The organism is Humibacter ginsengiterrae, assembly GCF_054780115.1.
Window position 1 is genome coordinate 137,048 of record NZ_BAAGWY010000008.1, and the last position, 24,489, is coordinate 161,536.

21 protein-coding genes are annotated in these 24,489 nt (G+C 68.0%); 6 read left to right on the forward strand and 15 right to left on the reverse strand.

Annotated elements, in window-relative coordinates:
* From ACYVII_RS11585 to ACYVII_RS11620, 8 genes are all read right to left on the reverse strand, one after another.
* Positions 1-2,694 (reverse strand): exo-rhamnogalacturonan lyase family protein, encoded by a 2,694-nt coding sequence (locus ACYVII_RS11585; RefSeq protein ID WP_460535101.1) that lies wholly within the window; start codon positions 2,692-2,694, stop codon positions 1-3.
* The gene (locus ACYVII_RS11590; protein WP_460535103.1) at positions 2,687-3,340 is read right to left on the reverse strand and encodes a DUF1961 family protein; all 654 of its coding nucleotides are present in this window, start codon (positions 3,338-3,340) and stop codon (positions 2,687-2,689) included. The genes ACYVII_RS11585 and ACYVII_RS11590 overlap by 8 nt, the downstream gene beginning before the upstream one ends.
* Complete coding sequence (locus ACYVII_RS11595) at positions 3,337-4,014, reverse strand: rhamnogalacturonan acetylesterase (protein WP_460535105.1); 678 nt, start codon at positions 4,012-4,014, stop codon at positions 3,337-3,339. Before ACYVII_RS11595 ends, ACYVII_RS11590 begins: the two co-directional genes overlap by 4 nt.
* Positions 4,011-4,952 (reverse strand): carbohydrate ABC transporter permease, encoded by a 942-nt coding sequence (locus tag ACYVII_RS11600; RefSeq protein WP_460535107.1) that lies wholly within the window; start codon positions 4,950-4,952, stop codon positions 4,011-4,013. The genes ACYVII_RS11595 and ACYVII_RS11600 overlap by 4 nt, the downstream gene beginning before the upstream one ends.
* Positions 4,952-5,935 (reverse strand): ABC transporter permease, encoded by a 984-nt coding sequence (locus ACYVII_RS11605; RefSeq protein WP_460535109.1) that lies wholly within the window; start codon positions 5,933-5,935, stop codon positions 4,952-4,954. The genes ACYVII_RS11600 and ACYVII_RS11605 overlap by 1 nt, the downstream gene beginning before the upstream one ends.
* A 64-nt stretch (positions 5,936-5,999) precedes the next feature.
* Complete coding sequence (locus tag ACYVII_RS11610; protein WP_460535112.1) at positions 6,000-7,547, reverse strand: type 2 periplasmic-binding domain-containing protein; 1,548 nt, start codon at positions 7,545-7,547, stop codon at positions 6,000-6,002.
* 21 nt (positions 7,548-7,568) lie between these two features.
* Positions 7,569-8,252 carry a YesL family protein gene (locus ACYVII_RS11615; protein WP_460535114.1) on the reverse strand — a complete coding sequence of 228 codons (684 nt, stop codon included), beginning with the start codon at positions 8,250-8,252 and terminating at the stop codon, positions 7,569-7,571.
* Between the two features lie 41 nt (positions 8,253-8,293).
* A complete protein-coding gene (locus ACYVII_RS11620) occupies positions 8,294-9,691 on the reverse strand; it encodes a right-handed parallel beta-helix repeat-containing protein (RefSeq protein WP_460535116.1) in 1,398 nt (465 codons plus the stop codon).
* Between the two features lie 403 nt (positions 9,692-10,094).
* Here ACYVII_RS11620 and ACYVII_RS11625 point away from each other — a divergent pair, with 403 nt between their 5' ends.
* Positions 10,095-11,024: a 2-hydroxyacid dehydrogenase gene (locus ACYVII_RS11625; RefSeq protein ID WP_460535118.1), complete on the forward strand. Its 930-nt coding sequence runs from the start codon at positions 10,095-10,097 to the stop codon at positions 11,022-11,024.
* Between the two features lie 15 nt (positions 11,025-11,039).
* On the opposite strand, the gene ACYVII_RS11630 is transcribed toward ACYVII_RS11625, so the two are convergent.
* Entirely contained in the window at positions 11,040-12,002 is a 963-nt protein-coding gene (locus ACYVII_RS11630) for an aldo-keto reductase family protein (RefSeq protein WP_460535120.1), read from the reverse strand.
* 150 nt (positions 12,003-12,152) lie between these two features.
* On the opposite strand from ACYVII_RS11630, the gene ACYVII_RS11635 reads away from it, so the two are divergent.
* Both ACYVII_RS11635 and ACYVII_RS11640 read left to right on the forward strand, forming a co-directional pair.
* On the forward strand, positions 12,153-13,079 hold the full coding sequence (locus ACYVII_RS11635) for a FadR/GntR family transcriptional regulator (RefSeq protein WP_460535122.1): 927 nt from the start codon (positions 12,153-12,155) through the stop codon (positions 13,077-13,079).
* A 66-nt stretch (positions 13,080-13,145) separates the two neighbouring features.
* The gene (locus ACYVII_RS11640) at positions 13,146-14,483 is read left to right on the forward strand and encodes an alpha-hydroxy acid oxidase (RefSeq protein ID WP_460535125.1); all 1,338 of its coding nucleotides are present in this window, start codon (positions 13,146-13,148) and stop codon (positions 14,481-14,483) included.
* A 40-nt stretch (positions 14,484-14,523) separates the two neighbouring features.
* Here the strand turns inward: ACYVII_RS11640 and ACYVII_RS11645 are convergent, their stop codons facing one another.
* Positions 14,524-15,501 (reverse strand): transglutaminase-like domain-containing protein, encoded by a 978-nt coding sequence (locus tag ACYVII_RS11645; RefSeq protein ID WP_460535127.1) that lies wholly within the window; start codon positions 15,499-15,501, stop codon positions 14,524-14,526.
* Positions 15,502-15,593: 92 nt separating this feature from the next.
* On the reverse strand, positions 15,594-16,091 hold the full coding sequence (locus ACYVII_RS11650) for a hypothetical protein (protein WP_460535129.1): 498 nt from the start codon (positions 16,089-16,091) through the stop codon (positions 15,594-15,596).
* Positions 16,092-16,227: 136 nt separating this feature from the next.
* Between ACYVII_RS11650 and ACYVII_RS11655 the strand changes: the two genes are divergently transcribed.
* Positions 16,228-16,734: a sigma-70 family RNA polymerase sigma factor gene (locus ACYVII_RS11655; RefSeq protein ID WP_460535131.1), complete on the forward strand. Its 507-nt coding sequence runs from the start codon at positions 16,228-16,230 to the stop codon at positions 16,732-16,734.
* Entirely contained in the window at positions 16,731-17,525 is a 795-nt protein-coding gene (locus tag ACYVII_RS11660) for an anti-sigma factor family protein (RefSeq protein ID WP_460535133.1), read from the forward strand. The genes ACYVII_RS11655 and ACYVII_RS11660 overlap by 4 nt, the downstream gene beginning before the upstream one ends.
* Before the next feature lie 8 nt (positions 17,526-17,533).
* On the opposite strand, the gene ACYVII_RS11665 is transcribed toward ACYVII_RS11660, so the two are convergent.
* On the reverse strand, positions 17,534-18,496 hold the full coding sequence (locus tag ACYVII_RS11665) for an acetylxylan esterase (protein ID WP_460535135.1): 963 nt from the start codon (positions 18,494-18,496) through the stop codon (positions 17,534-17,536).
* Between the two features lie 30 nt (positions 18,497-18,526).
* Positions 18,527-19,828 (reverse strand): UDP-glucose dehydrogenase family protein, encoded by a 1,302-nt coding sequence (locus ACYVII_RS11670; protein ID WP_460535137.1) that lies wholly within the window; start codon positions 19,826-19,828, stop codon positions 18,527-18,529.
* 95 nt (positions 19,829-19,923) lie between these two features.
* On the opposite strand from ACYVII_RS11670, the gene ACYVII_RS11675 reads away from it, so the two are divergent.
* The gene (locus ACYVII_RS11675; RefSeq protein WP_460535139.1) at positions 19,924-20,595 is read left to right on the forward strand and encodes a hypothetical protein; all 672 of its coding nucleotides are present in this window, start codon (positions 19,924-19,926) and stop codon (positions 20,593-20,595) included.
* Between the two features lie 4 nt (positions 20,596-20,599).
* Here ACYVII_RS11675 and ACYVII_RS11680 read toward each other — a convergent pair whose 3' ends face one another.
* Positions 20,600-22,075 carry a peptide MFS transporter gene (locus tag ACYVII_RS11680; protein WP_460535141.1) on the reverse strand — a complete coding sequence of 492 codons (1,476 nt, stop codon included), beginning with the start codon at positions 22,073-22,075 and terminating at the stop codon, positions 20,600-20,602.
* A gap of 91 nt (positions 22,076-22,166) precedes the next feature.
* Positions 22,167-24,443, reverse strand: a complete 2,277-nt coding sequence (locus tag ACYVII_RS11685; RefSeq protein WP_460535143.1) for a glycoside hydrolase family 3 C-terminal domain-containing protein — start codon at positions 24,441-24,443, stop codon at positions 22,167-22,169.
* Between the last annotated feature and the right edge of the window lie 46 nt (positions 24,444-24,489).

The window sequence follows — 24,489 nt, forward strand, 5'->3', positions numbered from 1 at the left end:
TCACTTCTCCTTCGAATGCGTGTTGGTGTGGAGCGCCTCGCCCACGAGGGCCAGGTTCTGGATGGCTGCGAGCCCGAATTGCGCCGCAGCGTTCGTCGACACCCGCTCGGCTTCGTCGACGGGCGCGATCACTTCGGGCGGGAGAACCGTGCGAACGTGCAGCACGGCATCCGCGTCATGGAAGTCGCCTCGGGCGAGGAACTCGCCGCTGGCGTCGAACGCGCGCCACACACGACCGGCAAGTTCGGCATCGCCCGTGTGGTGGGCGACGTACGCGAGCAGCCGGCTGTGCGCCTGCGTGAGGTTCGTGCCCTGGAGCACCTGTCCGACGGCCGCGAGCTGTTCCTCCTCGGTGGCGAGGAACAGGCGGCAGTACTGCAGCCAGGCATCCCGGAATCCGGGCACGTCGACCAGGTCGATCAGCTCGCTGCACATCTCGACGAGGCCGAACACGGCACTCAGATGCGAGACCGCGATGCGGTCACGCGAGGTGTCGAAGCGGCCGGTCGTGATGTCGTAGAGCGCCTCTCCCGTGAGGAAGCCGTGCGGCAGCGCTCCGATGTCGGCCATGGTGCCGAGCAACCGGTCGCGCGACCACTCGTCGCCGAACCGCTCCCACTCGGTGAGCCACGTCGCGGCGAGCGCACCCCAGTCCGTGCCCAGCCCGATGGCCAGCGCGTGCTGATCCGGGCGGTAGGTGGCGGCATCCGTGCGCACCTTGCGGGTCGGGTCGAGCGCCAGGAATGTGCGGTCGCTGTCGCGCAGCTCGTGCAGCAGATCGCCGGTGCGCTCGTCGGCGGTGAGGTAGTAGAAGAACCGGCGGTAGGCGGGGTTGCTGATGCGCAGCTGCTTGGCGCTGCATCCCCAGTGCTGCACGTTGTGCCGCGATCCGAGGCCCTTGAACCGGCCGGTGTGATAGGTGTCGACCTCGCCGGTGTGGCGGGTCATCGCCTCGGCCATGCGGAAGACGTCCTTGCGCCCGGTGCGTAGGAACGCGTACCAGAGCCACAGGTCGGGCGAGAGCTCGGAGTTGTCCCACGCGTAACCGCCCACGTCGTACCGCCACACGTGCCGGTCGGGGTCGTAGGTGTGCATGATGTCGCCGAAGTTCCAGAACCCGTACCATCGGCGCTGGTCGACCTGGTCGCGGTAGAACGCGAAGAGGGCGTCGAGCTGGTCCTCCAGCCGCGACCGCTCGGGCGTGCTGCGCTCGGGCAGGCTCCAGTCGCCGAAGACGCCCGCGGAACGGATGCTCGCGGGCGCGGCGGCGAGCTGCGGCGGGTCGGCGACGAGGTCGGCATGCTCCGCGAACCGCGCCGTCGCCGGTGTTGCGTCGTACGGCCGCAGCCACAGCTCGTGCGTTCGGCCGACGCCGTGCGCGTCGCCGAACCCGGGCTCGTAGTCCTCGTACGTGATCTCGAGGCCCTCGAGCTGGGTCTCGTAGTCGTCCTGGCCGAGGCCGTCGTGGTAAAACCGCAGGTCCATCGGCTCGGCCTCCGGCGAGTGCAGCCACGCGGTCAGCGAGCCCTCTTCGGTGGCGGCATCCCGCACATCCAGCTGCACAGGGTACGACTGCCAGAAGTCGCGAACGCCCAGCCCGACGCCGCCGGCGATGTCGCCGAGGTACGCATAGCCGGCAGCCCGGGTTCCGGCGGTGACGCCGACCCAGGCGTGCCCTGCAGCGGTGCGCTTGCGCAGGGTGAATCCGTCGGGGGTCGGCTGCGACAGGGTCACGTCGTTCCACGCCGGGATGAGTTCCAGCCGCCGCGACACCGTGGGCGCCCACTCCTCGACGGGAGGTGTTGGGATGCCCGCCACCTGCGCCGCTCGCACGGCCTCGCCCGGGTCTCGGCGCAGCCCGGTGATGCCGCGCACCGCCTCGGCGAACACGCCGCCGTCCGTTCCCGCGATGCGCACGTGCCGGTCGTGCAGCACCGCGCGAAGCGGGACCGTCACGCGGAGGCCGAGCCCGGCGAGGAAGTCGCGCTCGGCGTCGCCGTCCCACACGAACGAGTGCACGATGCGAATGCCCGGCCGGCCGGCCGTGAAGTACAGCCGCACGGTGAAGGGCAGCCATTCGCGCTCCCCCACCAGAGCGCGGTGGATGCCTTCCACGCGCACCACCGCACGCACGGGCCCGTCCTGCTCCACCTCGATCGATGAAACCTCGCTCTCGAACGCGACCCGCTCGCGGTGGTCCTCGTTCTCCGGCGGCGTGGTCTGCAGCAGACTGACGAGCCGCGCGTCGCGAGCGACCTGCCGGCCCTCGATGCGCACATCCGACACGAGAGCGGGTCCGGAGGCGGGAACGACGAGCGACACCGCACCCGTGTCCACGTTCACGCCCTCGGCGTCACGGGTGACACGCAGACCGGGAGCGGCATCGGTCCGGGTGTCGCCGGATGCCCGTCTCACCCGGTACCCGCTCCGCGCGTCGGCGGTGGCCGCGGCCGCCCATTTCAGGGAGCCGTCGGGCCAGTTCGCGAGTGGCCAGAGTTGCGCTGCGACCCGTTCGCCGGTCTCGTCGACGAGCTCGAGGTCCGACGCGGATGCGACAGCACCCCGCGGAAGAGGAGCGCCGAAGACTGCCGCACCCTCGAGCGTCGCCGGCGGCTCGTCGCCGAGCCAGCGGACGTCGACGCTGTCGAATCCGGAGCGCACCACCGTGGTGTTGTCGTTCATGGTGTCAGTCATGCAGTGAGGTCACCTCGAGATCTCGGTAGGCGGCACGCAGCGGTGCCATGTGGCGGAACCCGATGCGCCCGGCACCGAGAGCGTCGCCGCTCTCGTCGTTCCAGGCGAACAGGGTCAGGTCGTCGATGCCGAAGCGCACCGAAGGACCGTCCTTCTCGACGCGGACGCGGTAGAAGCCGTCGACGTCGGCGATGCCGGGGAGCGGGTCGGCGCCCTGGGCGACGAGCTGGAATCCCGGCGACTTGCGCAGGTTGCTGGTCGTGAAGCGACGCTCGCTCGGCCATTTGCGCCGGTAGTACGACGCGTGCAGCGTGCGGATGTCGCTCGAGTGGTACTGCGGATAGTAGCCGTCTCGGGGTGCGAGCCCGGACGAGAACAGGTCGGCCCCGATGCCCGACGCGGCGAAGAACACCATCGCGAGGCCCTCATCGGTCAGCGGCCGGAACGACCAGGAGACACGGATGCCGTCGGGCAGCTCCTGCGGGCACCACACCGTGAAGTGCGCGTGATCGCCGAGCTCGTCCTCGTCGCCCGTGCTGAACAGCTCGAGCCCGTCGGCACCGGCCGCGGACCCCATCGGGCCCTCGGCGACCCAGTCGGCGATGTCGGCCGGCCCGCTCAGCAGGTTGCGGTAAACCACGCTCACGGGCGCACCTTCCACTTGCCCCATGCCGGCTCGTGCTCGCCCACCCGGCGGATGCCGTCGAGCGAGCGCGCGACGAAGTGCGCGACCGTGCGGGCGCCCTCGTGCGTGAAGTGCGTGTTGTCTGCCGCGCCGTCCGGCCACGCCGGCGAGACCCCGGGTGCAAGATGCACGAAGAACTCCTCAGAACGGTCAGGACCCAGCCACTCGTACAGCCACCGCGTGAACGCGTTCGCGTCGATCAGCGGAACCTCGTGCTCCACGGCCAGGTCGCGCACCGCCTGCGGATAGGGGCCGTGGGTTCGCCGCAGCTCGCCGCCGTCGAACAGGCGACGTTCCACCGAGGTGAGGAGCACGGGGTTCGCCCTCCGGTCGCGCACGTCGCGCACAAACGAGAGCAGATTCTCGCGGTAGCCCCCGGATGCCGCCAGCAGCTCCGGTTCCTTCTGGTCGTTGTGGCCGAACTGGATGAGCACCCAGTCAGCGGGGTGCACCTGCTGCAACAGGGCATCCCACCTGCCCTCGGCGATGAACGAGGCGGTCGTGGCGCCCCCGACGGCGAGGTTGCGCACCGCATCGGGCACGAACTCGTCGAGGTACTCGCCCCATCCGGTGAGCGGGTCTTCCTCCGGCTTCGCGGGGGCGACGGTCGAGTCGCCTGCCAGGTGGACGGTCATCCCTTCACCGCCCCGATCAGCATGCCCTTGGCGAAGTGCTTCTGCAGGAACGGGTAGAAGATCAGCACCGGGATCGTGGCCACCACGACGACGGCGTACTTGACGCCCTCCGACGGCGCCACGTATCCGGGCTGATCCTGCTGGGCGGATTGCAGGTTGGATGCGCTCGTCACCTGCTTGAGGAACATCTGCAGCGTCCACATGGAACTGTCGTTGAGGTACAGCAGCGGCGACATGTAGTCGTTCCAGATGGCCACCGCGTAGAACAGCGCGAACGTCGCCAGCACCGGCTTCGACAGCGGCAGGGCGACACGCCAGAACACGCCGAAGTCGCTTGCGCCGTCCACCCTTGCCGCCTCTTCCAGCTCCGAGGGCAGGTTCTGGAAGAAGTTCTTGATGATGATCAGGCTGAACGGGTCGATAGCCAGCGGCAGGATCAGCGCAAGGTAGTTGTTGAGCAGCCCGAGGTCCTTCACTATCAAGAACGTCGGGATCATGCCGCCGGAGAACACCATCGCGAACACGACGCCGCTCATGATGATGTTGCGTCCAGGCAGTCCGCGCTTCGACAGCGGATACGCCATCAGCACCGTGAGGAACAACTGGATGACTGTGCCGAAGGCGGTGACGAGGATCGTGGTTATCAGGGCCCGGGGAAAGGCGGGCGTGGAGAAGATCGAGTTGTACGCCTCGAACGTGAACGCCTTCGGCCAGAGGAAGAACGAGCTCGACTCGAGCTCGGCCTCCGGCGCGAACGAACGCACCAGCACGAACACGAACGGGAACAGGGCGACGAGCCCGATCGCGGTCAGCAGGGCGACGTTGAAGACGTCGAACACCTTGCCCGCCCTGGTGTTGTAGCGGTAGCGCTCCGCCTTGACTCTGCGCCGCCGCCGGGACGTGCTCACGGTGGTGAGCGCACGGGTTGCCGTGGTCATCAGAAGATCCCGTCCTGTCCGAGTCGCTTGGCGATCCAGTTGGCGCCGCCGATGAGGATGACGCCGACGATCGCCTTGAAGAGGCCGACGGCCGTGGCGTAGCTGTAGGAGCCCTGCGAGATGCCGACGAAGTAGACGTAGGTGTCGAAGACATCCGCAACGCCGCGGTTGAGCGAGTTCGTCATCAGGTAGATCTGCTCGAACCCGGTGTTGAGGATCGACCCCATCGAGAGGATCAGCATCACGACGATCGTTCCGCGGATGGCGGGCAGGGTGACGTGCCACATCCGGCTCCACCGGCCGGCGCCGTCGATCACGGCGGCCTCGTACTGGTTCGGATCGACCCCGGCGAGCGCCGCCAGGTAGATGATCGTGCCCCATCCGGTGCTCTTCCAGATGCTCTGCAGGATGATCAGCGGCCGGAACCATCCGGGCGAGGTCAGGAAGTCGACGTGGGTGCCGAAGACACCATTGAAGAAGTTGAAGAGCACCCCGGAACCCTGAGCGAACAGAAGGTACGTCAGCGCCGCCACGATCGTCCAGGCGAGGAAGTGCGGAATGTAGATCAGCGTCTGCACCGACCGCTTGAGCACCGTCAGCCGCAACTCGTTCAGCAGCAGCGCGACGACGATCGTCAGCGGGAAGCAGATGAAGAGGTTCAGCGCCGCGAGGATCAGCGTGTTGGAGAGGATGCGCGCGAAGTCGGGCCCGCCGAACAGCTGCTCGAACTGCTGCCATCCGGCCCACTGGCTTCCGAAGATGCCGAGGAACGGCACGTAGTTCTTGAACGCGATGATCGCACCGCCCATGGGCGCGTAGCGGAAGATCGCGAAGTAGGCGACGCCCGGCAGGAGCATCAGGTAGAACCACTTGTAGCGGTTCAGGGTGGCCAGCCACCGGCGGGGTCGTGGGGATCTGACCAGGCTGCCGGTCTCATGCACCAGCAGAGACTCGGTGGCCGTGTCGAGCTTCTGTATCGACATCGTGTGCCTCGTGTTTCGTCCGGGGTGGCGGGCCGGATCACACCGGCCCGCCACCCGAATCGGGCTACTTCTTGGACTTCTTGTAGAGGGCGTTGATCTCAGAGACCACCTGCGAGCCGCCGCTGGTCTTCCACTGCTGGATGGCCGCCTTGAGCTGGTCGAGACTGATCTGTCCGGAGATGTACTTGAGGCGCGCGTCGACGATGATGTTGTCGAGCGTGGCGCCCTCCTGCGTGTACGTCTTCGACACGAAGGCGGCCGCGGGGTTGTACACCGCGTGCTTGGTGTCTGCCGCCATCGTGGCCTGCTCGGCGTCATACACCTGCTGGTCGTACGCATTCGCCTGCGCCGGCGGATAGAACTTCGAGCCGTTCACGTTCGTGCCCAGCTGCGCGTAGCTCGCGACGATGTTCTGCAGGTTCGTCGCGTCAGGGCTGGTGATGGCTACCGCTCGCCCGTCCTTGACCGTGAAGTTCTGACCCTCGAGCCCGTTGTTCATGATGATCTGGGCCTGCTTCGAGTTCATCTTGTTGAGGATCGACAGCACGCCCTTGAGCTGCGAGACCGTCTTCACCGACGACTTCGGAATGGCGAGGAAGCCCGAGTACCCGGGAGTCGGCAGGGCGTACATCGTTCCGCTCGGACCGACCAGGTTGCCGGTGACCTGCACCATGTTCTGGTAGGTGTTCGGGTCCTGCTGCGCCAGCAGCTTGTCGATCTGGCGGGCACGCGAATACGTGTCGATGATGATTCCGCCCTTGCCGGTGAGGAACGGCTGGTTCCAGTTCACCGAGTCGAGCGTCGCGTAGTCGGGGTTCATGTACGGCACGAGCTTCTTCTCGTAGCTCAGCGCGTCGATCCACTTGGGATTCGTGAAGCTCGGCTCGAGCTTGCCCCCGGTCTTGTACCAGTCGTTGCCCGCGCCGTACCACGTCTCGATGGCGTCGTACGGGCTGTTGGTGGCGAAGCCGCCGGGCCACTTCGGAATCACGACGCCGTACGTGTCCTTCTTGCCGTCGCCGTCCGGGTCATCGTCGGTGAACGCCTTGGCCACCTTGAGCAGATCCGCCGTGGTTTTCGGCATCGCGAGACCGAGCTTCTTCAGCCAGTCCTTGCGCACCATGACCGACGTGCGCATCACGTCACGAGCGCGGAAGATGCCGTAGACCTTGCCGTTGATGCTGGATGCTTGCTGCACGGCCGGCTCGTTCGTCTTGAGGTTCGGGTAGTCCTTCAGGTAGTCGGTGAGGTCCCAGAATGCACCGGCCTCGGCGTTGCTGACGAAGCCGGAGTCCTTGCCCTGGATGACCATCACGTCGGGGATGTCGCTGCCCGCCAGCGTGATGTTCGTCTTGTCGCCGTATGACGAGTTAGGCACCCAGGTCACGTCGAGCTTGGTGCCGATCACCTTGTCGAGCGCCGTGCCCACCGGGTTGTCGGCGGGCGGCGCCTGTGTGCTCAGGTAGGGCGCCATGACGGTGAGGGTGGAGAACTTGGCCGCCGTCGCCGTCGTCGACTTCGGCGTCGAGGCGGTGCAGCCGGTCAGCGCCAGCGCGGTGGCGCACAGTGCTGCGGCGGATGCCAGCACCGTTCTTCTGCGAGTGATCTTCATGGTTGGACTCCTTTTGCGGTGTCAGTTGGTGGGTTGGGAGGATGCCTCTGCCTGCTCCAGCCGCGCGTCGTTCGCGGCGAAGAGGGCGAGGCAGAGCGCGGTGTCGAGATAGATCCAGGCGCCGATCGAGACGAACCAGAACAGCGCTGGCACGATCGCCGTGGCGAGCACGATGACGCCGGCGAGCGCCGCGAGCAGCACCAAGGTCCACGGCATCGCGACGGCGAACCGCAGCGCGGTGGGCACGTAGCGCCGCCACGGCAGGTCGTAGTGCGCGTACATGGGCCCGAGCACGCCGCCTGCACCGACGACGAGCACGGTGGCGACGACGAGCACGACCACGAACGGCCACGGTGCGTGCGAGTCGAGCGCGTACGCCCAGCTGAACAGCAGCGAGGCGACGACCACGACGACCGGCGCGAAGACGAGGTTCGCCGTGCGCCACTGCCCCCGGTACTCCGCCCAGAAGTCGCGCACGAAACGGATGCCGTCTCCACGCATCCGCCGCCGGGCGAGCGTGTGCGCTGCCGCTGTGGCGGGACCTGCACCGAGCACGACGCCGCCGAGCAGGGTGCCGGCGAACCAGGCCAGGTTCAGTGCGGCCATCCAGGTGACCGCGCCGCAGGCCGTGTAGGCCAGCTGCGCCAGTCCGGACATCTCGCGCCGGGCGGTGCCGCCGCCCTCGTTCGCGCGACCTATCGTCATGGCATGCTCCTTCGCATCCGTTCGGTGTTGCCTTCCGGTGCCTACGACGGGTATGCCGCGAGGGTCCAGTTGTCGCGCAGCATGTCGCCGTCGGCCTGGATGTCGCCGTCGACGATGTTGTCGTAGATGTAGTTCTTGCCAGGGGTCTTGTCGATGATCGAGACGAGTCCGGATGCCTGCCCGCGGAACGTGTTACCGCTGACCCGCACGTTCTGGGCGTTGTTCAGCTGCACGGCCGGCTGCGGGTGGCCGTTGACGATGTTGTCGACGATGTTCACCTGGTCGATCGGCCTCTGGGCGCTGACCCCGTTCAGCAGGATCGGCGCCGGACCGCCGGCCTGGTAGCAGTTGAAGTAGTTGCTCGTGAACTGCACCTGACCCTCGAACTTCACGCCGTACGGGCTCTTGGTCTCCAGCAGCAGGCCGCTGCCGGCGGTGACTCCGAGGTAGTTGTTCGAGATGATCGAGTGGTAGCCGTCGATCATGTGGATGCAACTGGTCGCGCAGCCGTCGATCATGTTGCCGATCGCCTGCACGGTCTCCCAGCCGTCGAGGTAGATGCCCTCGTTGAAGCTCGACATGCTGTTCGTCATGATGATGATCCCGGCGTCGTAGGTGCGGTTCGCGCCGCGCACCCCGTAGACGCAGTAGCCCAGGTGGTAGAAGACGTTCTGCTGGATCGTCGTGTTGTCGGAGTCGTCGAGCCGGATCGCTGTGCCCTGCCCGGAGTGCGCCCCGAGGAACTGGCATTCGGTCACCATCAGCGAGCGCTGGTTGATGCTGGAGATCGCGGTGCCGTCCGCGCCGAGGAAGAACCGGCATCCGGAGATGAGAGTGTCTTGGAACGGCGAGTGCAGCGCGCTCTCGTCGAGCACGACGACGCTCCCGGTGCCGGCGTACGAGAACGACAGGTCGATGAGCTGCAGCGCGGGCCCCGGGTAGACGTTGGCGGTGGATGCCTGCTTCAGGCTGATCCCGGTGGTCACGGCATCCGCGATCACGAGCTCGCTGCTCGACCAGCCGCCGAGACCGACGAGGCGCACCGGACCTGTCGCGTTCAGCGTCGCCGAGATCGGGTACGTTCCCGGCGGCACGACCACGACCACGGAGCCGGACTTCGCGACGGTGTCGAGTGCGGACTGGAACGCCTTCGTGTCGTCGGTCTTGCCGTCGCCCCGTGCACCGAAGTCGCACACGTTGGCGATGCCCAGGTCTTTCGAGGTCACGTCGCCCGTGCTGTGATCATCCGGTTCAGCGGCGTTGGCAGCTGTGCCGGTCAGCGCGACCCCGGCGAGCACGGCGGCGCCGCCGAGACCGGCGAGCGCCGTGCGGCGACTCCAGTTCGCATGCGCACCCGCATTCGCTCCTTTCGGAACGGCGGCCCCACCGCGGAAGTCCTTCGGAAGTTCTGTTTCTGAGATGGAACGACGCACTGCCACCTGAGCCTCCTTGCTCATTGCCGGTTCCGGAATGCACGGCGAATACGGCACCCGCAGATCGCTCCGCGCGCACGCCGAATCGCGCCGCGTGCGCCGGTTCCGATCGAGCCGCTCCCTTGTGGGATCGCGGTCAGATCACGCTGACGCACTCCGGAAAACGCTTTCCCGAAATTGAATGGTTTCAATATATAGCGATGCCCCCCGGCGACGTCAAGCCCTGCTTGGCAACAAGTCCCCCTTCAGGGGCAGACATGTGGACAAACCCGCCGATCAGCGGCCTATTCCGTGAATCGATCCAGCGGGTGTCTTCACCGACGCACGCGCCGGAAACAGCGCGCTGCATCCTCGGGCGGCCTGGTCCAGCCGGCATCCGCCACTCCGCAGCAGCGCTTAGGGTCGAAGCGTGAGCATCGTCGTCAGCGTTCCCGGATCCGCCCTGCTGAACACCTACGAGGCACTGCCCGGGCCCTCGCCGCAGGGCGTCGAGTTCGTGCAGTGGGACCTGAAATCACCGCAGCCGCGCGACCACTTCGACATCGTCGTGCCCCCGTACATGGGCGGCATCGCGGTTCTCGCAGCACTCGAGGGCGTACGTGCCGAGCTCGTGCAGAGCCAGTCCATCGGATACGACGGCGTCGCCTCCGTACTGCCCGCCGGCTTCGTGTTCGCGAACGCTGCCAGCGTGCACGAGACGTCCACCGCCGAGCTCGCACTCGCCCTCATGCTCGCCGCGCAGCGTGGCATTCCAGACTTCGTGCGCGCCGCCGAACGCGGTGAGTGGGCGCCCGAACGCCTGGCGAGCCTCGCCGACCGTCGCGTGCTCATCGTGGGCTACGGCGGAGTGGGGAAGGCCGTCGAGGCACGACTGGCCGGGTTCGAGGTCGAGATCACGCGCGTTGCATCGCGCGCCCGCGACGAGGGCGATCTGCACATCCACGGCATCGATGAGCTTCCCGCGCTGTTGCCAGCCGCGGACATCGTCGTGATCGGAACCCCGCTGACGGATGCCACCCGCCACCTCGTCGACGACGCGTTCCTCTCCGCACTCCCTGACGGCGCCCTCGTCGTGAACGTCGCACGCGGCGCCGTTGCCGACACGGATGCCGTACTCAAGCACGCGACGGCGGGCCGGGTGCGATTCGCGCTCGACGTGACCGATCCGGAGCCGCTGCCGCACGGGCATCCGCTGTTCGCGCTGCCGAACGTGCTGATCTCGCCGCACGTCGGGGGCGCCTCGAGCGCGATGCTGCCGCGCATGGCCCGATTGCTGCGTCGTCAGATCGAGCGGATGCTCGCAGGCGAGCCGCCCCTGAACGTCGTGCTCCGCACGTAGGGGCGGCGAGCGCCGCTATGCTGCCGCCGCGTCCTCGCCAGAGGATGCCTCGCTCAGCGCCGCGAGTTCATCGCCGGTCAGCTGCAGGCTGACGGACTCGAGCAGAGCAGTCAGCTGGTCGACGGTGCGTGCACTCGCGATGGGCGCGACGACCGTCGGCTGCTCGCGCAGCCAGGCGAGCGCAACGGCCGCGACGGATGCGCCGTGCGCGGCAGCGACGTCATCGAGCGTGTCGAGCACGCGGCGTCCCCGATCGTCGAGGTACTTCACCGCGCCGGCAGCGCGAGCGCTGTCGACGTCCACCCCGTCGCGGTACTTGCCGGTGAGGAAGCCACTCGCCAGCGCGTAGTACGGAACCACGCCGAGCCCGAAGCGCTCCGCTCGCTCGCGCAGTGCGTTCTCGAAGTCGCGCTCGACCAGGTTGTAGTGCGGCTGCAGCGCGACCGCGCGGTGCAGGCCGTCACGCTCGGTGACGTCGAACCACTCGTCGATGCGCTCCGGTGTGTAGTTCGAGATTCCGATGGCGCGCACCTTGCCGGCATCCACCAGTTCGGAGAGCGCGCCGACCGTGTCCGCCAGCGGGATCGCCGGGTCGTCGAAGTGCGCGTAGTACAGGTCGAGATGGTCGACCTGCAGGCGGCCGAGCGAGGCATCCGCAGCGGCCTTGATGTTGCTCGGGGCGAGCCCCTTGAAGTCCGGATGCGTGCTCACCTTCGTGGCGATCACGAACGAGTCGCGGTCGGAACGGCGGGCCAGCCAGCGACCGATCGTGCGCTCGCTTTCCCCGCCGTGGTTGCCTGCCACCCAGTGCGAGTAACCGTCGGCGGTGTCGATGAAGTTCCCTCCGGCATCCGCGTACGCATCCAGCACCGCGAAGGACTGGTCGTCGTCGGCGGTCCAGCCGAAGACGTTGCCGCCGAGCGAGAGCGGGTAGACGTCGAGGTCGGATGAGCCGATGCGGGTGCGCGGTGCAGACATGGATTCTCCTTCGTGGGGTGCGGCAATGGTTCTCTACGATGCAACGCGGGTCGCGTGGTTGCATTCCGCGACGTCACGTGCCGTCATGCACGGGATTGTGTGGTCGGACCACAGTGCTACGCTTCTGTGGTCAGACCACAGGAGGCGCCCATGGCGGAGTTGCGCGAGCCGGATGCCGCCACGGCGGAAGCCGCGCCGCCAGCCTCTCGTGCGTGGAGGCTCGCCCTCGAGCACATCGAGTCCAGGCTCCTCAGCGGCGAGTTGCGGCCAGGCGATCACCTTCCCCCGGAGCGGCAGCTCGCCGCGGATGTCGGCGTCGCGCGCTCGTCGGTGCGCGAGGCGATCCGGGTGCTCGAGGTGCTCGGGCTCGTGCGCACGGCGACCGGAAGCGGACCGAACGCCGGCGCGATCATCGTCGCCTCGCCGGACGGCGGCATGAGCGCCGTCATGCGCCTGCACGTCGCAGCACAGGGATTCCCGGTGGCTGACGTGGTCGAGGCGCGGCTCGTTATCGAGCCGGCGATCGCCGCGCATCTCGCGCGGGCGCAGGCACGGGCGAGTGCCTGGTTCCGACAGGATCAACCCGCGGAAGAAGAGGATCAACCCCCTGCGGTGAACCTGACACGGGCATCCGCTCTCCTGGACGCCATGGATGTGCCCGACCTCGAGCCCGCGGAGTTCCTCGCACTCGACGCGAGATTCCACGTGGCCCTGGCCGAGGCATCCGGTAACACGGTGCTGAGCGCCACCATGGCGGGGCTCCGCGACTCCATCGAGGGCTACGTGCTGCAGGCCGTGCCCAACCTGCCCTCGTGGTGGGCGACGTCGGCGAGGCTGCGTGCGGAGCACCGGGGCATCGTGCAGGCGATCCGCGACGGGGACGCGACGGATGCCGCGCGCCGCGTGCACGCCCACGTCGCCGGCTACTGGCAATTGAGGCGAGAGCAGAACGAGCCCGCTCGTTCTGCCGAGCCGATTGCGCCAGTTGAGCGGCGTAGTCGCGAACATTACGCCGAGTCCCGCATCACCCACGACAGGGTTCCCGTCGAGAAGTCGGAAAGTGCGAAGACGCGATGACGCTCGCCGCATTTCTTGACGTCCCGATGACGTAGACGTCCCGCCACGAGATCGAAGGAGACACACATGGTGCAACGACAGCTGCCGCAGGTGCGCGAACTCGCCGCCCTCATGCAGTTCAAGAAACCGCAACTGAACGCGAAGAAGCGGCGGCTCGACTCGGCGCTGACGATTCAGGATCTGCGCCGCATCGCGCAACGGCGCACGCCGAAGGCGGCGTTCGACTACACCGACGGCTCCGCCGAGGGCGAGATCAGCCTGTCGAGGGCACGGCAGGCGTTCGAGGATGTGGAGTTCCACCCGGGCATCCTGCGCCCGGCGGTGGATGTCGACACCACCTGCCAGATTCTCGGTGGCCCGTCCGCTTTGCCGTTCGGCATCGCCCCCACCGGATTCACGCGCCTGATGCAGACCGAGGGGGAGATCGCGGGAGCATCGGCCGCCGGCGCTGCGGGCATCCCATTCACGCTCTCGACGCTGGGAACCACCTCGATCGAGGACGTCAAGGCGGCGAACCGAACCGGACGCAACTGGTTCCAGCTGTACGTGATGCGCGACCGCGAAATCTCCTACGGGCTGGCACGTCGAGCAGCGGCCGCCGGCTTCGACACGCTCATGTTCACCGTCGACACGCCGATCGCCGGGGCCCGGCTGCGCGACAAGCGCAACGGGTTCTCCATTCCACCGGCCCTGACGCTGCGCACGATCGTGAACGCGATTCCGCGCCCGTGGTGGTGGATCGACTTCCTCACGACGCCGCCTCTGGAGTTCGCGTCGCTCTCGTCCACGGGCGGCACGGTCGGTGATCTCCTCGACGCCGCGATGGATCCGACGATCAGCTACGACGATCTCGCCACGATCCGCGGCATATGGCCGGGGAAGATCGTGATCAAGGGTGTGCAGAACGTCGAGGACTCGAAGCGCCTGATCGACCTCGGCGTCGACGGGATCGTGCTCTCCAACCACGGCGGGCGCCAGCTCGACCGGGCGCCTGTACCGTTCTGGCTGCTGCCGGATGTCGTGCGCGAGGTCGGCAAGGATGCCACGGTCATGGTCGACACCGGAATCATGAACGGTGCCGATATCGTGGCATCCGTCGCGCTCGGCGCGAAGTTCACGCTGATCGGCCGCGCGTATCTGTACGGACTGATGGCCGGCGGACGCGAGGGAGTCGACAAGACCATCGACATCCTCCGCACGCAGCTCGTGCGCACCATGCGCCTGCTCGGTGTCTCGAGTCTCGAGGAGCTGAACCCGTCGCACGTCACGCAGCTGACCCGGCTCATGCCGGTGCACCGTGACGCTGCGCTGGCCGCCGAAGCCGCACCCGTGCGTCCACGCGCCACGTCATCGCGGTCCCGCCCGACGTCTGCATCGAAGGCGGCGGCAGGCACGAAGAAGTAGCGTCCAAGCCGCGGTAGCCGTGGGCGGCGGGTGCCGAACCCTAAGCCGCGAGCCGGTCAGGACGCAGCGCCGTACGGCGCGGCGGTCGTCCGTAGGGCGAGAGCGTCAGCACGATGGCGGGTATGCCGAATCCGCTCGCGTTCGCCACCGCGGCGGCCTCGACCGCCGACGTCTCGGGATCCGTTCCCGGGTCGGTCGCTGCGGCGAGCGCCGCCGCGAGGTCGTCGAGCGCGGCGATCTCGTCCCGAGACAATTCGGCCGTGCCGAGGTTCGGATCGGTGAAACGCTCGAGAAAGCTCCAGGCGTCCCAGAGCAGCGGCTCGCGCCCGTTCACCGCAGAGAGATCCATCACGAGGTTGTGCGCGAGGTAGGGCAACGATCGCAGGAAGACGATCGGGTTCGACGGATCGACGACGAATCGCTTCGGATCGATGGCGCCGGTGCGGGCGGCGTGCCAGGCATCCGCTCCCACGAGGAAACGGTCGCGTGGAACGTCGAGCAGGTCCAGCGGCGACCCTGTCTCCTGGTCGGGGAAGCCCTCCGGCAGCTGCGGTTCGACGAGCGCCCAGCGCCCGGCTGCGGAATCCCACACCTCTGCGATCACGTGGTCTAGCCACCAGCCCCGCATCAGATAGCCGCCGAACCCGATGCGCATCCGGCTCGGGATTCGGGCCTCCCGCGCGAGCGCAACGAAGAGGAGCGTGAAGTCACGGCAGCATCCGAGCACACGCTCGAAGTCGCCGCGCTGGTCGGTGATGGATCCGGGCAGCAGCTCACGTGCACGACCGAGGATGGCGTCCGCGTAGCGCAGGTCGATCTCGTCGAGGCGTTCCGGCTCGAAGCCCAGTTCCGTTGGATCGCCCGACGCCCGGTAGTGGAAGATCAGCGTGCTGGCGAGGCGACGGATGCCGGCGACGGTACGCGGGGCATCCGCCAGCCAGTCACGCAGCGGGCCGGGGTCGGAACAGACGCTGTGAGTCACGTAGGCGGCGTTCGTGTGGGTGGCGTAGTCGGTCATCGGTGGTCCTTCGGTCGAGGAGCGGATACCACCGTTCTGCCGCCTGACACCGTGTGAGGGTCAAGCAGCATCTTTGACCCCTGTGAGTGCCCTCAGGACTTTCGGCTCTGCAGGAGCGGCCCCCAGACGGCACGGGCCCCGGCGTCGCCGATGAGCACGATGTCGATCACCGATCCGACCGCGACGACGACGGCGGCGATGCCGATCAGAATGCGGATGCCCACGAGAGCCGTGCCCGTCATCCGTCCCTCGAGCATCCGTTCGCCGAACCTTGTCCACAGCCACTCGATGAGCGCGACGACGAACAGCGGGATGACCCACCCGAGCAGGGTATTGCCGAGGTCGGCGTGCTTCTGGATGGCCGGCGTGACGCCCGTGGCGGCCTCGAGCGCCTCACCGGCGTTCACCGTGACCGGCGTGAGCACGAGCACCACGAGGGCGGCGAGCGGCGTGACGACCCCGAGCCGGCGGGCAGCAGCCGGCCACAGCGCGTGCAGCAGAACGGCGAGCGCGGTCAGCGGTGTCAGCACCACGACCACGTGCACCAGCAGGATGTGCAGCGGCAGGCCCAGGAACGTGTACGAGTCCATAGCCGTGCAACGTAGTTCACGCTCCGATGGATGAGCTTGGCGCCGGAGCGTTGAACCGAACGTGGTCGCACCTCGTGTCTCCTGTGACCCGCCTCGCGCCGGCGCACGCGCGGCGGAGAATGTACACGGAGGCGACATGAGCGCGGATGACGCGGCACTGCTTCGTGCTCTGCACGACGAGCACGCGCCCGCGCTCTGGAGGTACGTGGTCTCGCTCACCGGCGACACCGCACAGGCTGACGACATCGTGCAGGAGACGCTGCTGCGCGCCTGGCGCAAGCCGAGCGTGCTTGACCAGAGCGAGGCATCCGCTCGGGCCTGGCTGTTCACTGTGGCGCGCAACCTGGTGATCGACGGCGTGCGCAGCGCGCGGCACACGCACGAGGTGACGACTGACGTGCTCCCGGATGCCCCGGCACCCGACGACACGGACGCCCGGCTCGACGCATGGCTGATCGCGGACGCGCTCACGTCGTTGTCTCAGGAGCATCGCGCCGTCATCGTGCACGCCTACTACGGCGGGCGCTCCACGGCGGAGATCGCGCGAGAGCTGAGCATTCCGGAAGGAACCGTGAAGTCGCGCATGCACTACGGGCTCCGTGCGCTGCGGCTGGCCCTGCAGGAGAAGGGGGTGACCCGATGAACGACCACGAGACGCCGGACCGCGAGCCTCACCACGACCACGAACGCTTCGCGGAGTGGGATGCCGCCTACCTGCTCGGTGCGCTCTCCCCCGTGGATCGACGTGCGTACGAAGAGCACCTCGCAAGCTGCCAGGTCTGCTCGTCGGCTCTTCGCGAGCTTGCCGGAGTGCCCGGGCTGCTCGGTGCACTTCCGCGCGACGAAGCCCTTGCCCTGCTGCCGGCGCCGTCGACGGATGCCGATGGAGCGGCCCCGGCACCGGACCTCGCCCCGCCCGACCTCGTGCCGGCGCTCCTGCACCGCGTGCGGCACCGCAGGCGGGTGCGGCGCTGGTCGCTGGCGGGTGCGATCGTCGCCGCCGCCGCTGTTGCAGCCGCGATCGCGCTCGTCGTGCCCACCGTGGTGAGCGCGCCGCCTGCTGCATCCGTCGCGACGAGCCTGCATCAGGTGGGGAGCGCATCCTCCAGCCCTCTGACGGCTCGGGTGACGCTCACCTCGAAGAAGTGGGGCACCTCTATCGGCATGGTCTGCGCGTGGAAGGCGGACTCGAGCTGGGCTCCCTACCCCGGTGGAACGTCGCGCTGGGACTACGGGCTCTGGGTCGTCGCGCGCGATGGCACGACCGACCGGGTCGCTACGTGGTCCGCCGGTCCCGGCGACGTCGTGCGCACGACCGACTCGACCGCGATCCCGGTGCGGAACATCGAGCGCATCGAGTTACGTGCCCTCGACACAGGAACCGTGCTGCTAGAGGCTCCGCTGCATGCGGGGCCGGCGCATCCGGCGACCTGAGTCACCGATCAGAACAACGTGCGAAGCGTGGCGAGCATGCGCTGCTCGTCTTCCAGCTGGCCGCCCTCGTGGCCGTTGTACGGCCAGACGACGATCTCCTTGGATGCCCCGGTGTAGGCGTTGAACGCCCCGAACACGGTCGAGGGCGGGCAGGTGGCATCCATCAGCGCGGTCGAGAACCAGGCGGGAGCCTTAGCGCGCTTCGCGAAGTTGACGCCGTCGAAGTAGCCGAGCACGGAGTGCACCGCGGCGACCCGGTCGCGGTGCACCGCGAGGTAGTGGCCGATCTCCTTGTACGGCATGTTGTCGGTGATCACGGATGCCCGCGGAAAGTCGCACAGGAACGGCACGCGCGGGAACGCGGCCGCCACATCGGGCACGAGCCCGGCGACCGCGAGCGTGATGCCGCCGCCCTGGCTGGTACCCGCGACGACGACCCGGTCGGAATCGACGATCTGCAGCGAGCGGGCCGCCTCGACGGCACGCACGGCATCCGTGAACAGGCGACGGTAATAGTACGTGTACGGGCTCTCGATGCCGCGCGTCATCACGCCGGGAACCGACGGACCGCTGCCGTCCGGGTCGAACGTGTCACCGAGACCCCAGCTGGATCCCTGACCGCGGGTGTCCATGAAGAAGTGGGCGAATCCGGCGGATGCCCACAGCAGGTTCTCCAGTGCGTGCCCGCGCCCGCCGCCGTAGCCCTGGTACTGCACGATCGTTGGCAGCGGTGCTGCTGCTCCAGCCGGCACACGCAGCCATGCCTTGATCGGCTGCCCGTGGAATCCGTTGAATGTCACGTCGTAGAGGTCGATCGAGGTGAGCCCGGTGTCGACTCGTGTCAGCTCGACGCCGAGCGGAAAGGAGCGGGCGTCGTCGAGGGTCTCGGTCCAGAATGCGTCGAAGTCGTCGGGCTCACGCTGTTCGCTGGCGTACGTGCGGAGTTCGTGCTCGGGGAGATCGGTGAACATCCCACCAGGATATTGGGCTGCGCCCGCCCGTCAGCTACGACCCATGCCGCGGTAGCGCCAACCGGCGGCGATCCACACGTCGCGGTCGAGCGCGTTGCGGCCGTCGATCACGATCGGCTGCGCCACGAGGTCACGCGTGGCGACCGGGTCGAGCCCGGTGTACTCGGGCCACTCCGTGACGAGGATGACGAGGTCGGCGTCCAGCAGGGCGTCCGTCGTGTCTTCCGCGTAGTCGAGCTGCGGATGCCTCGCGCGCGCGTTCGCCACCCCCCTCGGGTCGGTCGCGACCACGTTCGCACCCAGCCCCTTGAGCGCCACGGCGACGTCGAGCGCCGGGGAGTCACGCACGTCGTCCGAGTGCGGCTTGAACGTGACGCCGAGCACCGCGACCTTGCGTCCGACGACCGATCCGCCCAGCTCGCCTGTTGCGAGGTCGACCACGCGCTGGCGCCTGCGGAGATTGATCGCGTCGACCTCCTTGAGGAACGCCAGCGACTCGCTGCGTCCCAGCTCGTCTGCACGAGCCGAGAACGCGCGGATGTCTTTGGGCAGGCATCCGCCGCCGAACCCGACGCCCGCGTTCAAGAACTTGCGGCCGATGCGGTTGTCGTAGCCGAGGGCGTCAGCCAGCTGCGTCACATCCGCTCCGGTCGCCTCGGCGATCTCGGACATGGCGTTGATGAACGAGATCTTCGTGGCAAGGTAGGCGTTCGCGGCGACCTTCACAAGTTCGGCCGTCGCGAAGTCGGTGACCATGCGCGGCGTTCCGCGCTCGAGCGCGTGCGCGTACACCTCGTCGAGCACCGCGACGGATGTCTCGTCTCCCGCCTCCACGCCGTACACCAGCCGGTCGGGCTCCACGGTGTCGCGCACGGCGTAGCCCTCGCGGAGGAACTCGGGGTTCCACAGCAGCCGCGCGCCCGTCGGCCGGATGCGCTCGGCGAGCCGCGCCGAGGTGCCGACCGGTACCGTGCTCTTGCCGACGACCACGTGCGCGGGCGCCAGGTACGGGAGCAGCGCATCCACGGCGGCGTCGACGTACCGCATGTCGGCAGCATTGCCCTCCCGCGCCTGAGGCGTGCCGACCGCGACGAAGTGCACCGTCGCTTCGGATGCCGCGCTCGTGTCGGTCGTGAACCGCAGCCGACCCGAGGCGATCGACTCCGTCAGCAGATCGGACAGGTCCGGCTCGAAGAACGGCGGCTGCCCGACGGAGAGGCCCGCGATCTTCGCCTCGTCGATGTCGATGCCCACAACGTCGTGGCCAAGTTGGGCCATCGCCGCCGCATGCACGGCACCCAGGTAGCCGCATCCGGTCACCGAGATTCTCATGGACTCGAACGTACCCTGCCCCCATCGGTGGATGCGCCTCGCCCGGTGACCGGTCCCCATCGGCTCCATCGCCGCGCGCGGTTATCATTCGTCGCATGGCTGCAGAGATTCCGGCGGGTTGGTACCCGAATCCGTGGAACGACGCGGAGGAGCTCTACTGGTCAGGCGCGGAGTGGACCGGCATCTCGCGAGCAGCCCACCGTGTCGCTCCCCAGCAGGGGATGCCGGTGGCATCCGACGTCGAGGCCTCCACGATCATGCGGCCGGTCGGCACTGAACTCTCATATGCGCCGCCATCCGCGCCGCAGCAAGGCCCGCCTGCCTACGCTCCCCCGGCGACCCCGCCCGTGTACTCGGACGCGCAGTACGCGGCCCCCTATTCATCGCCCCACGCAGCGCAAGCGCCGATCGCCGCGACCGCGCCGATCCCCGACGCGCCGCACGCAGACGCTGCCGACGCTGCGAGCATCCGCTGGGCATTGAGCATGGGCGCACCGCCGCAGCCGGCGGTGAACCCCCGGGCGAAGTTCGGCCTGATTGCGATGATCGTCGGAATCGTCGCCGCCGTGTTCGCGGTTGTCCCCGGCCTCAGCCTCGCCGCGTGGATTCCGGCATTCGTCGCGATCGGGCTCGGCATCGTCGGCTATCTCGGCGGCCGGCCGCGAGCATCCGCGCTGACCGGGATCATCACCGGTGGTTCGGCCCTTGCCGCGGGCACCGCCGTCTCGATCTGGTTCCTGGTGCAGCTCGGCGTTCTCGGCGGCTGATCTCTCAGCGCACGCCGCGCATCAGCCGTCTCAGCCATGGCGAGATCAGCCCGAGCACCACGCCGATGGCGATCGCGATGGCTCCGAGCAAGCCGAAGTAGACGCCCTCCGTCTTCGGCGAGTAGAGCTCGGCGAGCTGTCCGCTGAGCGCCGTGCCGAGCGCCACGGAGAGGAAGAACAGCGCCACCATCTGAGCATGGAACCGTGCCGGGGCGAGCTTCGTCGACACGGACAGTCCAACCGGCGAGAGCAGCAGCTCCGCGACGGTGAACACGAAGAGGATGCCCACCATCGCCAGGAGCGGTGTGCTGTTCTTGCCGCCTCCGGCGAAAGGCAGGAAGAGCAGGAACGCGACGCCCATCACGACCGTGCCGCCCGCGAACTTCAGCGGCGTGGACGGCTGGCGCTCCCCGAGCCTCGTCCAGATCGCCGCGAAGACACCGCTCAAGATGATGATGAAGATCGGGTTGATGGACTGCACCCACGAGATCGGGAACGTCCAGCCGAAGAGGTCGCGGTTCAGGCGATTGTCGGAGTAGAAGGTGAGCACCGTGAACTGCTGCTGGTACAGCGACCAGAATGCGGCGCTGGCGATGAAGAGCGGGATGAACGCGTAGACGCGGTGACGCTCGACATCCGTCAACCTGCTCGAAAGGATGACCACGAAGTAGCCGATGGCCGCGGCGAGCGTGACCACGATGACGACGATCGACAGGTTGGTGGCCTGGATGACGCCCACCAGCGTGAGCAGAACGATGACGATGACGCCGGCGATGGCGATGCAGACCCAGAGCACGAACTTCGACCGGGGCAGCGGATTGGAGACCTTGCGTGCTTCGTCCGGTAGCCGCTTGCGTCCGAACGAGTACTGCACGAGTCCGATCGCCATTCCGAGGGCGGCGAGCCCGAACCCGTAGTGGAAGCCGATCGTCGACTGCAGCAACCCGGTGAGCAACGGACCGAAGAACGCACCCAGGTTGATGCCCAGATAGAAGATCGAGAAACCGGCATCCCGTCGCGGATCGTGCTCGCCGTACAGCGTTCCGACCACGGTCGTCGCGTTCGCCTTCAACCCGCCGGAGCCCACCGCGATGAGGATGAGGCCCACCCCGAGTCCGACGTACCCGGGCAGGATCGCGAGCGAGAGGTGGCCGCACATGATGACGATCGCGCTGTAGAACAGCACGCGCTCCGAGCCGAGCAGTCGGTCCGCGACCCACGCGCCGATGATCGTCGAGAGGTACACCGCTCCGCCGTATGCGCCGACGATGCCGGCGGCGACCGGCTTGGGCATGGCGAGGCCGCCGTCGGCGACGGAGAAGTAGAGGTAGAGCAGCAGGATTCCCTGCATCCCGTAGAACGAGAACCGCTCCCACATCTCCACCCCGAAGATGTTGGCGAGCGATCTCGGCTGCCCGAAAAAGGTCTTCCCGTGTTCGTTTCGCGTCGTGTCGGTCGGCGCCCCCGCGTCCGCACTCATGCCCTCAGGCTATGCCCCTGTGTTCGGCGCCCCGGCCGGACCGCGGCGCCGCACCATCACCCGATCGGCCGTGTGGGCACCCCGAACTTGGTCAGCCGGCCGAATTCGCCTGCGCGATCAGCGCGTCGATCGTGTCGTCGGTCAGACCGATACCCGGAAAACGGCCGATGCGACGCAGCGGCATCGAGCCCATCATCGCGATGAGCTCCTCGTTCTGGAACATGCCGGCTGCCGCGGGGTTCTGCGCGGCAGCCTGCTGCATGAGTCCGGCGAGCACCTGCTGTCCGCCGGGATGCTTCATCCACTCCGCCAGGGACGACTGCCGGTCGAGCGGCACCACCGGCTCGTTCACGCGCAGCTCGACACCGCCCTGCTCGCGGATGTCGCGCGAGCTCGCACCGACCAGGATCTGCGCCGGTCCGCTCTCGACGTACCAACGCCGTAGCACCGGGTGGAAATACGCGAAGTCGCGATACCCGAGCGTGTACGAGACCTCCCGGCTCTCGCCCGGCTCGAGCGGAACCGCGTGGAATCCCCGCAACTCGTTCAGTGGCCGGCGCACCTGCTCGCTCGGGGCCGACACGTACAACTGCACGACCTCGCGCCCGGCAACCGAACCGGTGTTGGTCACGGTGACGGAGACGTGCACGGCGAGGCCGGCATCCGCTCCTTCGACGCTCATGGAGAGCCCGGAGTACTCGAACGAGGTGTAGGAGAGGCCGTGCCCGAACGGGTAGCTGACAGGCAGCTCACGTGCGTCGTACCAGCGGTAGCCGACGAAGACGCCGTCGCCGTAGCCGAGGTGCCCGTCGCGGCCGGGGAAGTCGAGGAACGCCGAGTTGTCTTCGAGCTTCTCCGGAATCGTCTCGGTGAGCCGACCAGAGGGATTCGCGACGCCGAACAGGATGTCTGCGATCGCGCCGCCGCCCGCCTGCCCGAGCAGCCACCCCTCGAGCACGGCACGAGCGCCGCCCTGCCAGTTCGAGACGCGCACCGCCGAGCCGTTCGAGAGCACGACCACGACGTTCGGGTTGGCCTGCGCCACTGCGGCGAGCAAGGCGACCTGATCGGCCGGGAGGTCGATGTTCTTCCGGTCGTAGCCTTCCGACTCGGCGACCGAAGGCAGTCCGAGGAACACGACGGCGACCTCGGCGGACGATGCCACCGCGACCGCTTCGCGCACCAGCTCACCGGCATCCCCGCTCCCGTCGAGCGTGAAACCGGGCGCGAACGGCACGTCGGAGCCCCCGATGCGACGGATCTCGGTGAGCGCGTCGTCGAGACGCGTCGGCTCGATCTGCGAGCTGCCTGCGCCCTGGTACCTCGGGTTGCGCGCGAACTCGCCGATCACCGCGATCGAGGCGTCGGAAGAGAGCGGCAGGATGCCTCCGTCGTTCTTCAGCAGCACGACCGCGCGCGAAGCCGCCTCCCGTGCGAGCGCGTGGTGCGCTTCGACCAGGCCGTCGGGCACGGCGAGGGTGCTGCCGGCATCCGCCTTCAGCTGCGCGTGGTCGAACACGAGCTTCAGCACGTTGCGGACGGCGGTGTCGAGGGATGCCTCGTCCAGCGATCCGCCGCGCACCGCTGCCACGATCGCCGCGGGACCCGCCTCCGACTCCGGCATCTCGAGGTCGAGACCGGCCGCCACGGAGGCGTCCCGATCGTTCACCGCGCCCCAGTCGGAGACGACCACGCCGTCGAATCCCCACTCGTTCCGGAGCACCTCGGTGAGCAGCCAGCGGTCCTCGGTGGCGTACACGCCGTTGAGCTTGTTGTAGGCGGCCATGACCGTGGCGGGTGAGGCATCCTTCACGGCGCGTTCGAACCCGGCGAGGTAGATTTCGCGCGCGGTGCGCTCGTCCATGTCTGCGCTCACGCGGAAGCGATCGGTCTCCTGGCTGTTCGCCGCGTAGTGCTTGAGGGATGTTCCGACCCCCTTGGACTGGATGCCGCGGATCAGCGCCGCACCCAGCGAACCCGCGATCAGCGGATCCTCCGAGAAGTACTCGAAGTTGCGCCCGCACAGCGGCGACCGCTTGATGTTGATGCCGGGACCGAGCAGCACCTGCACGTCGAGCGCGTTCGACTCCTCGCCGAGCGCCTCGCCGACCCGCTCGATGAGTTCGACGTCCCACGTCGATCCCAGCCCGACCGCGGGCGGGAAGCACGTGGCCGGGTAGCTGCCGCCGATGCCGTTCTCCTGCTCCGGCGGTTGCCGCCGCACGCCGTGCGGACCGTCGCTGAGCGTGATCGACGGAATGCCCAGCCGCTCGATCGCCCGGGTATGCCAGAACCCGTCGCCGGTGACGAGCGCTGCCTTCTCTTCGAGGGTGAGCTGGGAGATCAGGGCATCGACGTCGTTGGCCATGGCATCCATTCTGCGCGCTCTCGGCGGTCGGGCCGCTCCGGGTGAA

Bases quoted from the DNA above. Each gene is read 5' to 3' on its own strand.
- ACYVII_RS11640 (WP_460535125.1), top strand. From the start codon at position 13,146: ATGGTGCAACGACAGCTGCCGCAGGTGCGCGAACTCGCCGCCCTCATG.
- ACYVII_RS11585 (WP_460535101.1), bottom strand. From the start codon at position 2,694: ATGACTGACACCATGAACGACAACACCACGGTGGTGCGCTCCGGATTC.
- ACYVII_RS11595 (WP_460535105.1), bottom strand. From the start codon at position 4,014: ATGACCGTCCACCTGGCAGGCGACTCGACCGTCGCCCCCGCGAAGCCG.
- ACYVII_RS11680 (WP_460535141.1), bottom strand. From the start codon at position 22,075: ATGAGTGCGGACGCGGGGGCGCCGACCGACACGACGCGAAACGAACAC.
- ACYVII_RS11650 (WP_460535129.1), bottom strand. From the start codon at position 16,091: ATGGACTCGTACACGTTCCTGGGCCTGCCGCTGCACATCCTGCTGGTG.
- ACYVII_RS11605 (WP_460535109.1), bottom strand. From the start codon at position 5,935: ATGTCGATACAGAAGCTCGACACGGCCACCGAGTCTCTGCTGGTGCAT.
- ACYVII_RS11665 (WP_460535135.1), bottom strand. From the start codon at position 18,496: ATGTTCACCGATCTCCCCGAGCACGAACTCCGCACGTACGCCAGCGAA.
- ACYVII_RS11645 (WP_460535127.1), bottom strand. From the start codon at position 15,501: ATGACCGACTACGCCACCCACACGAACGCCGCCTACGTGACTCACAGC.
- ACYVII_RS11655 (WP_460535131.1), top strand. From the start codon at position 16,228: ATGAGCGCGGATGACGCGGCACTGCTTCGTGCTCTGCACGACGAGCAC.
- ACYVII_RS11675 (WP_460535139.1), top strand. From the start codon at position 19,924: ATGGCTGCAGAGATTCCGGCGGGTTGGTACCCGAATCCGTGGAACGAC.
- ACYVII_RS11615 (WP_460535114.1), bottom strand. From the start codon at position 8,252: ATGACGATAGGTCGCGCGAACGAGGGCGGCGGCACCGCCCGGCGCGAG.
- ACYVII_RS11610 (WP_460535112.1), bottom strand. From the start codon at position 7,547: ATGAAGATCACTCGCAGAAGAACGGTGCTGGCATCCGCCGCAGCACTG.
- ACYVII_RS11685 (WP_460535143.1), bottom strand. From the start codon at position 24,443: ATGGCCAACGACGTCGATGCCCTGATCTCCCAGCTCACCCTCGAAGAG.
- ACYVII_RS11600 (WP_460535107.1), bottom strand. From the start codon at position 4,952: ATGACCACGGCAACCCGTGCGCTCACCACCGTGAGCACGTCCCGGCGG.
- ACYVII_RS11670 (WP_460535137.1), bottom strand. From the start codon at position 19,828: ATGAGAATCTCGGTGACCGGATGCGGCTACCTGGGTGCCGTGCATGCG.
- ACYVII_RS11635 (WP_460535122.1), top strand. From the start codon at position 12,153: ATGGCGGAGTTGCGCGAGCCGGATGCCGCCACGGCGGAAGCCGCGCCG.
- ACYVII_RS11630 (WP_460535120.1), bottom strand. From the start codon at position 12,002: ATGTCTGCACCGCGCACCCGCATCGGCTCATCCGACCTCGACGTCTAC.
- ACYVII_RS11660 (WP_460535133.1), top strand. From the start codon at position 16,731: ATGAACGACCACGAGACGCCGGACCGCGAGCCTCACCACGACCACGAA.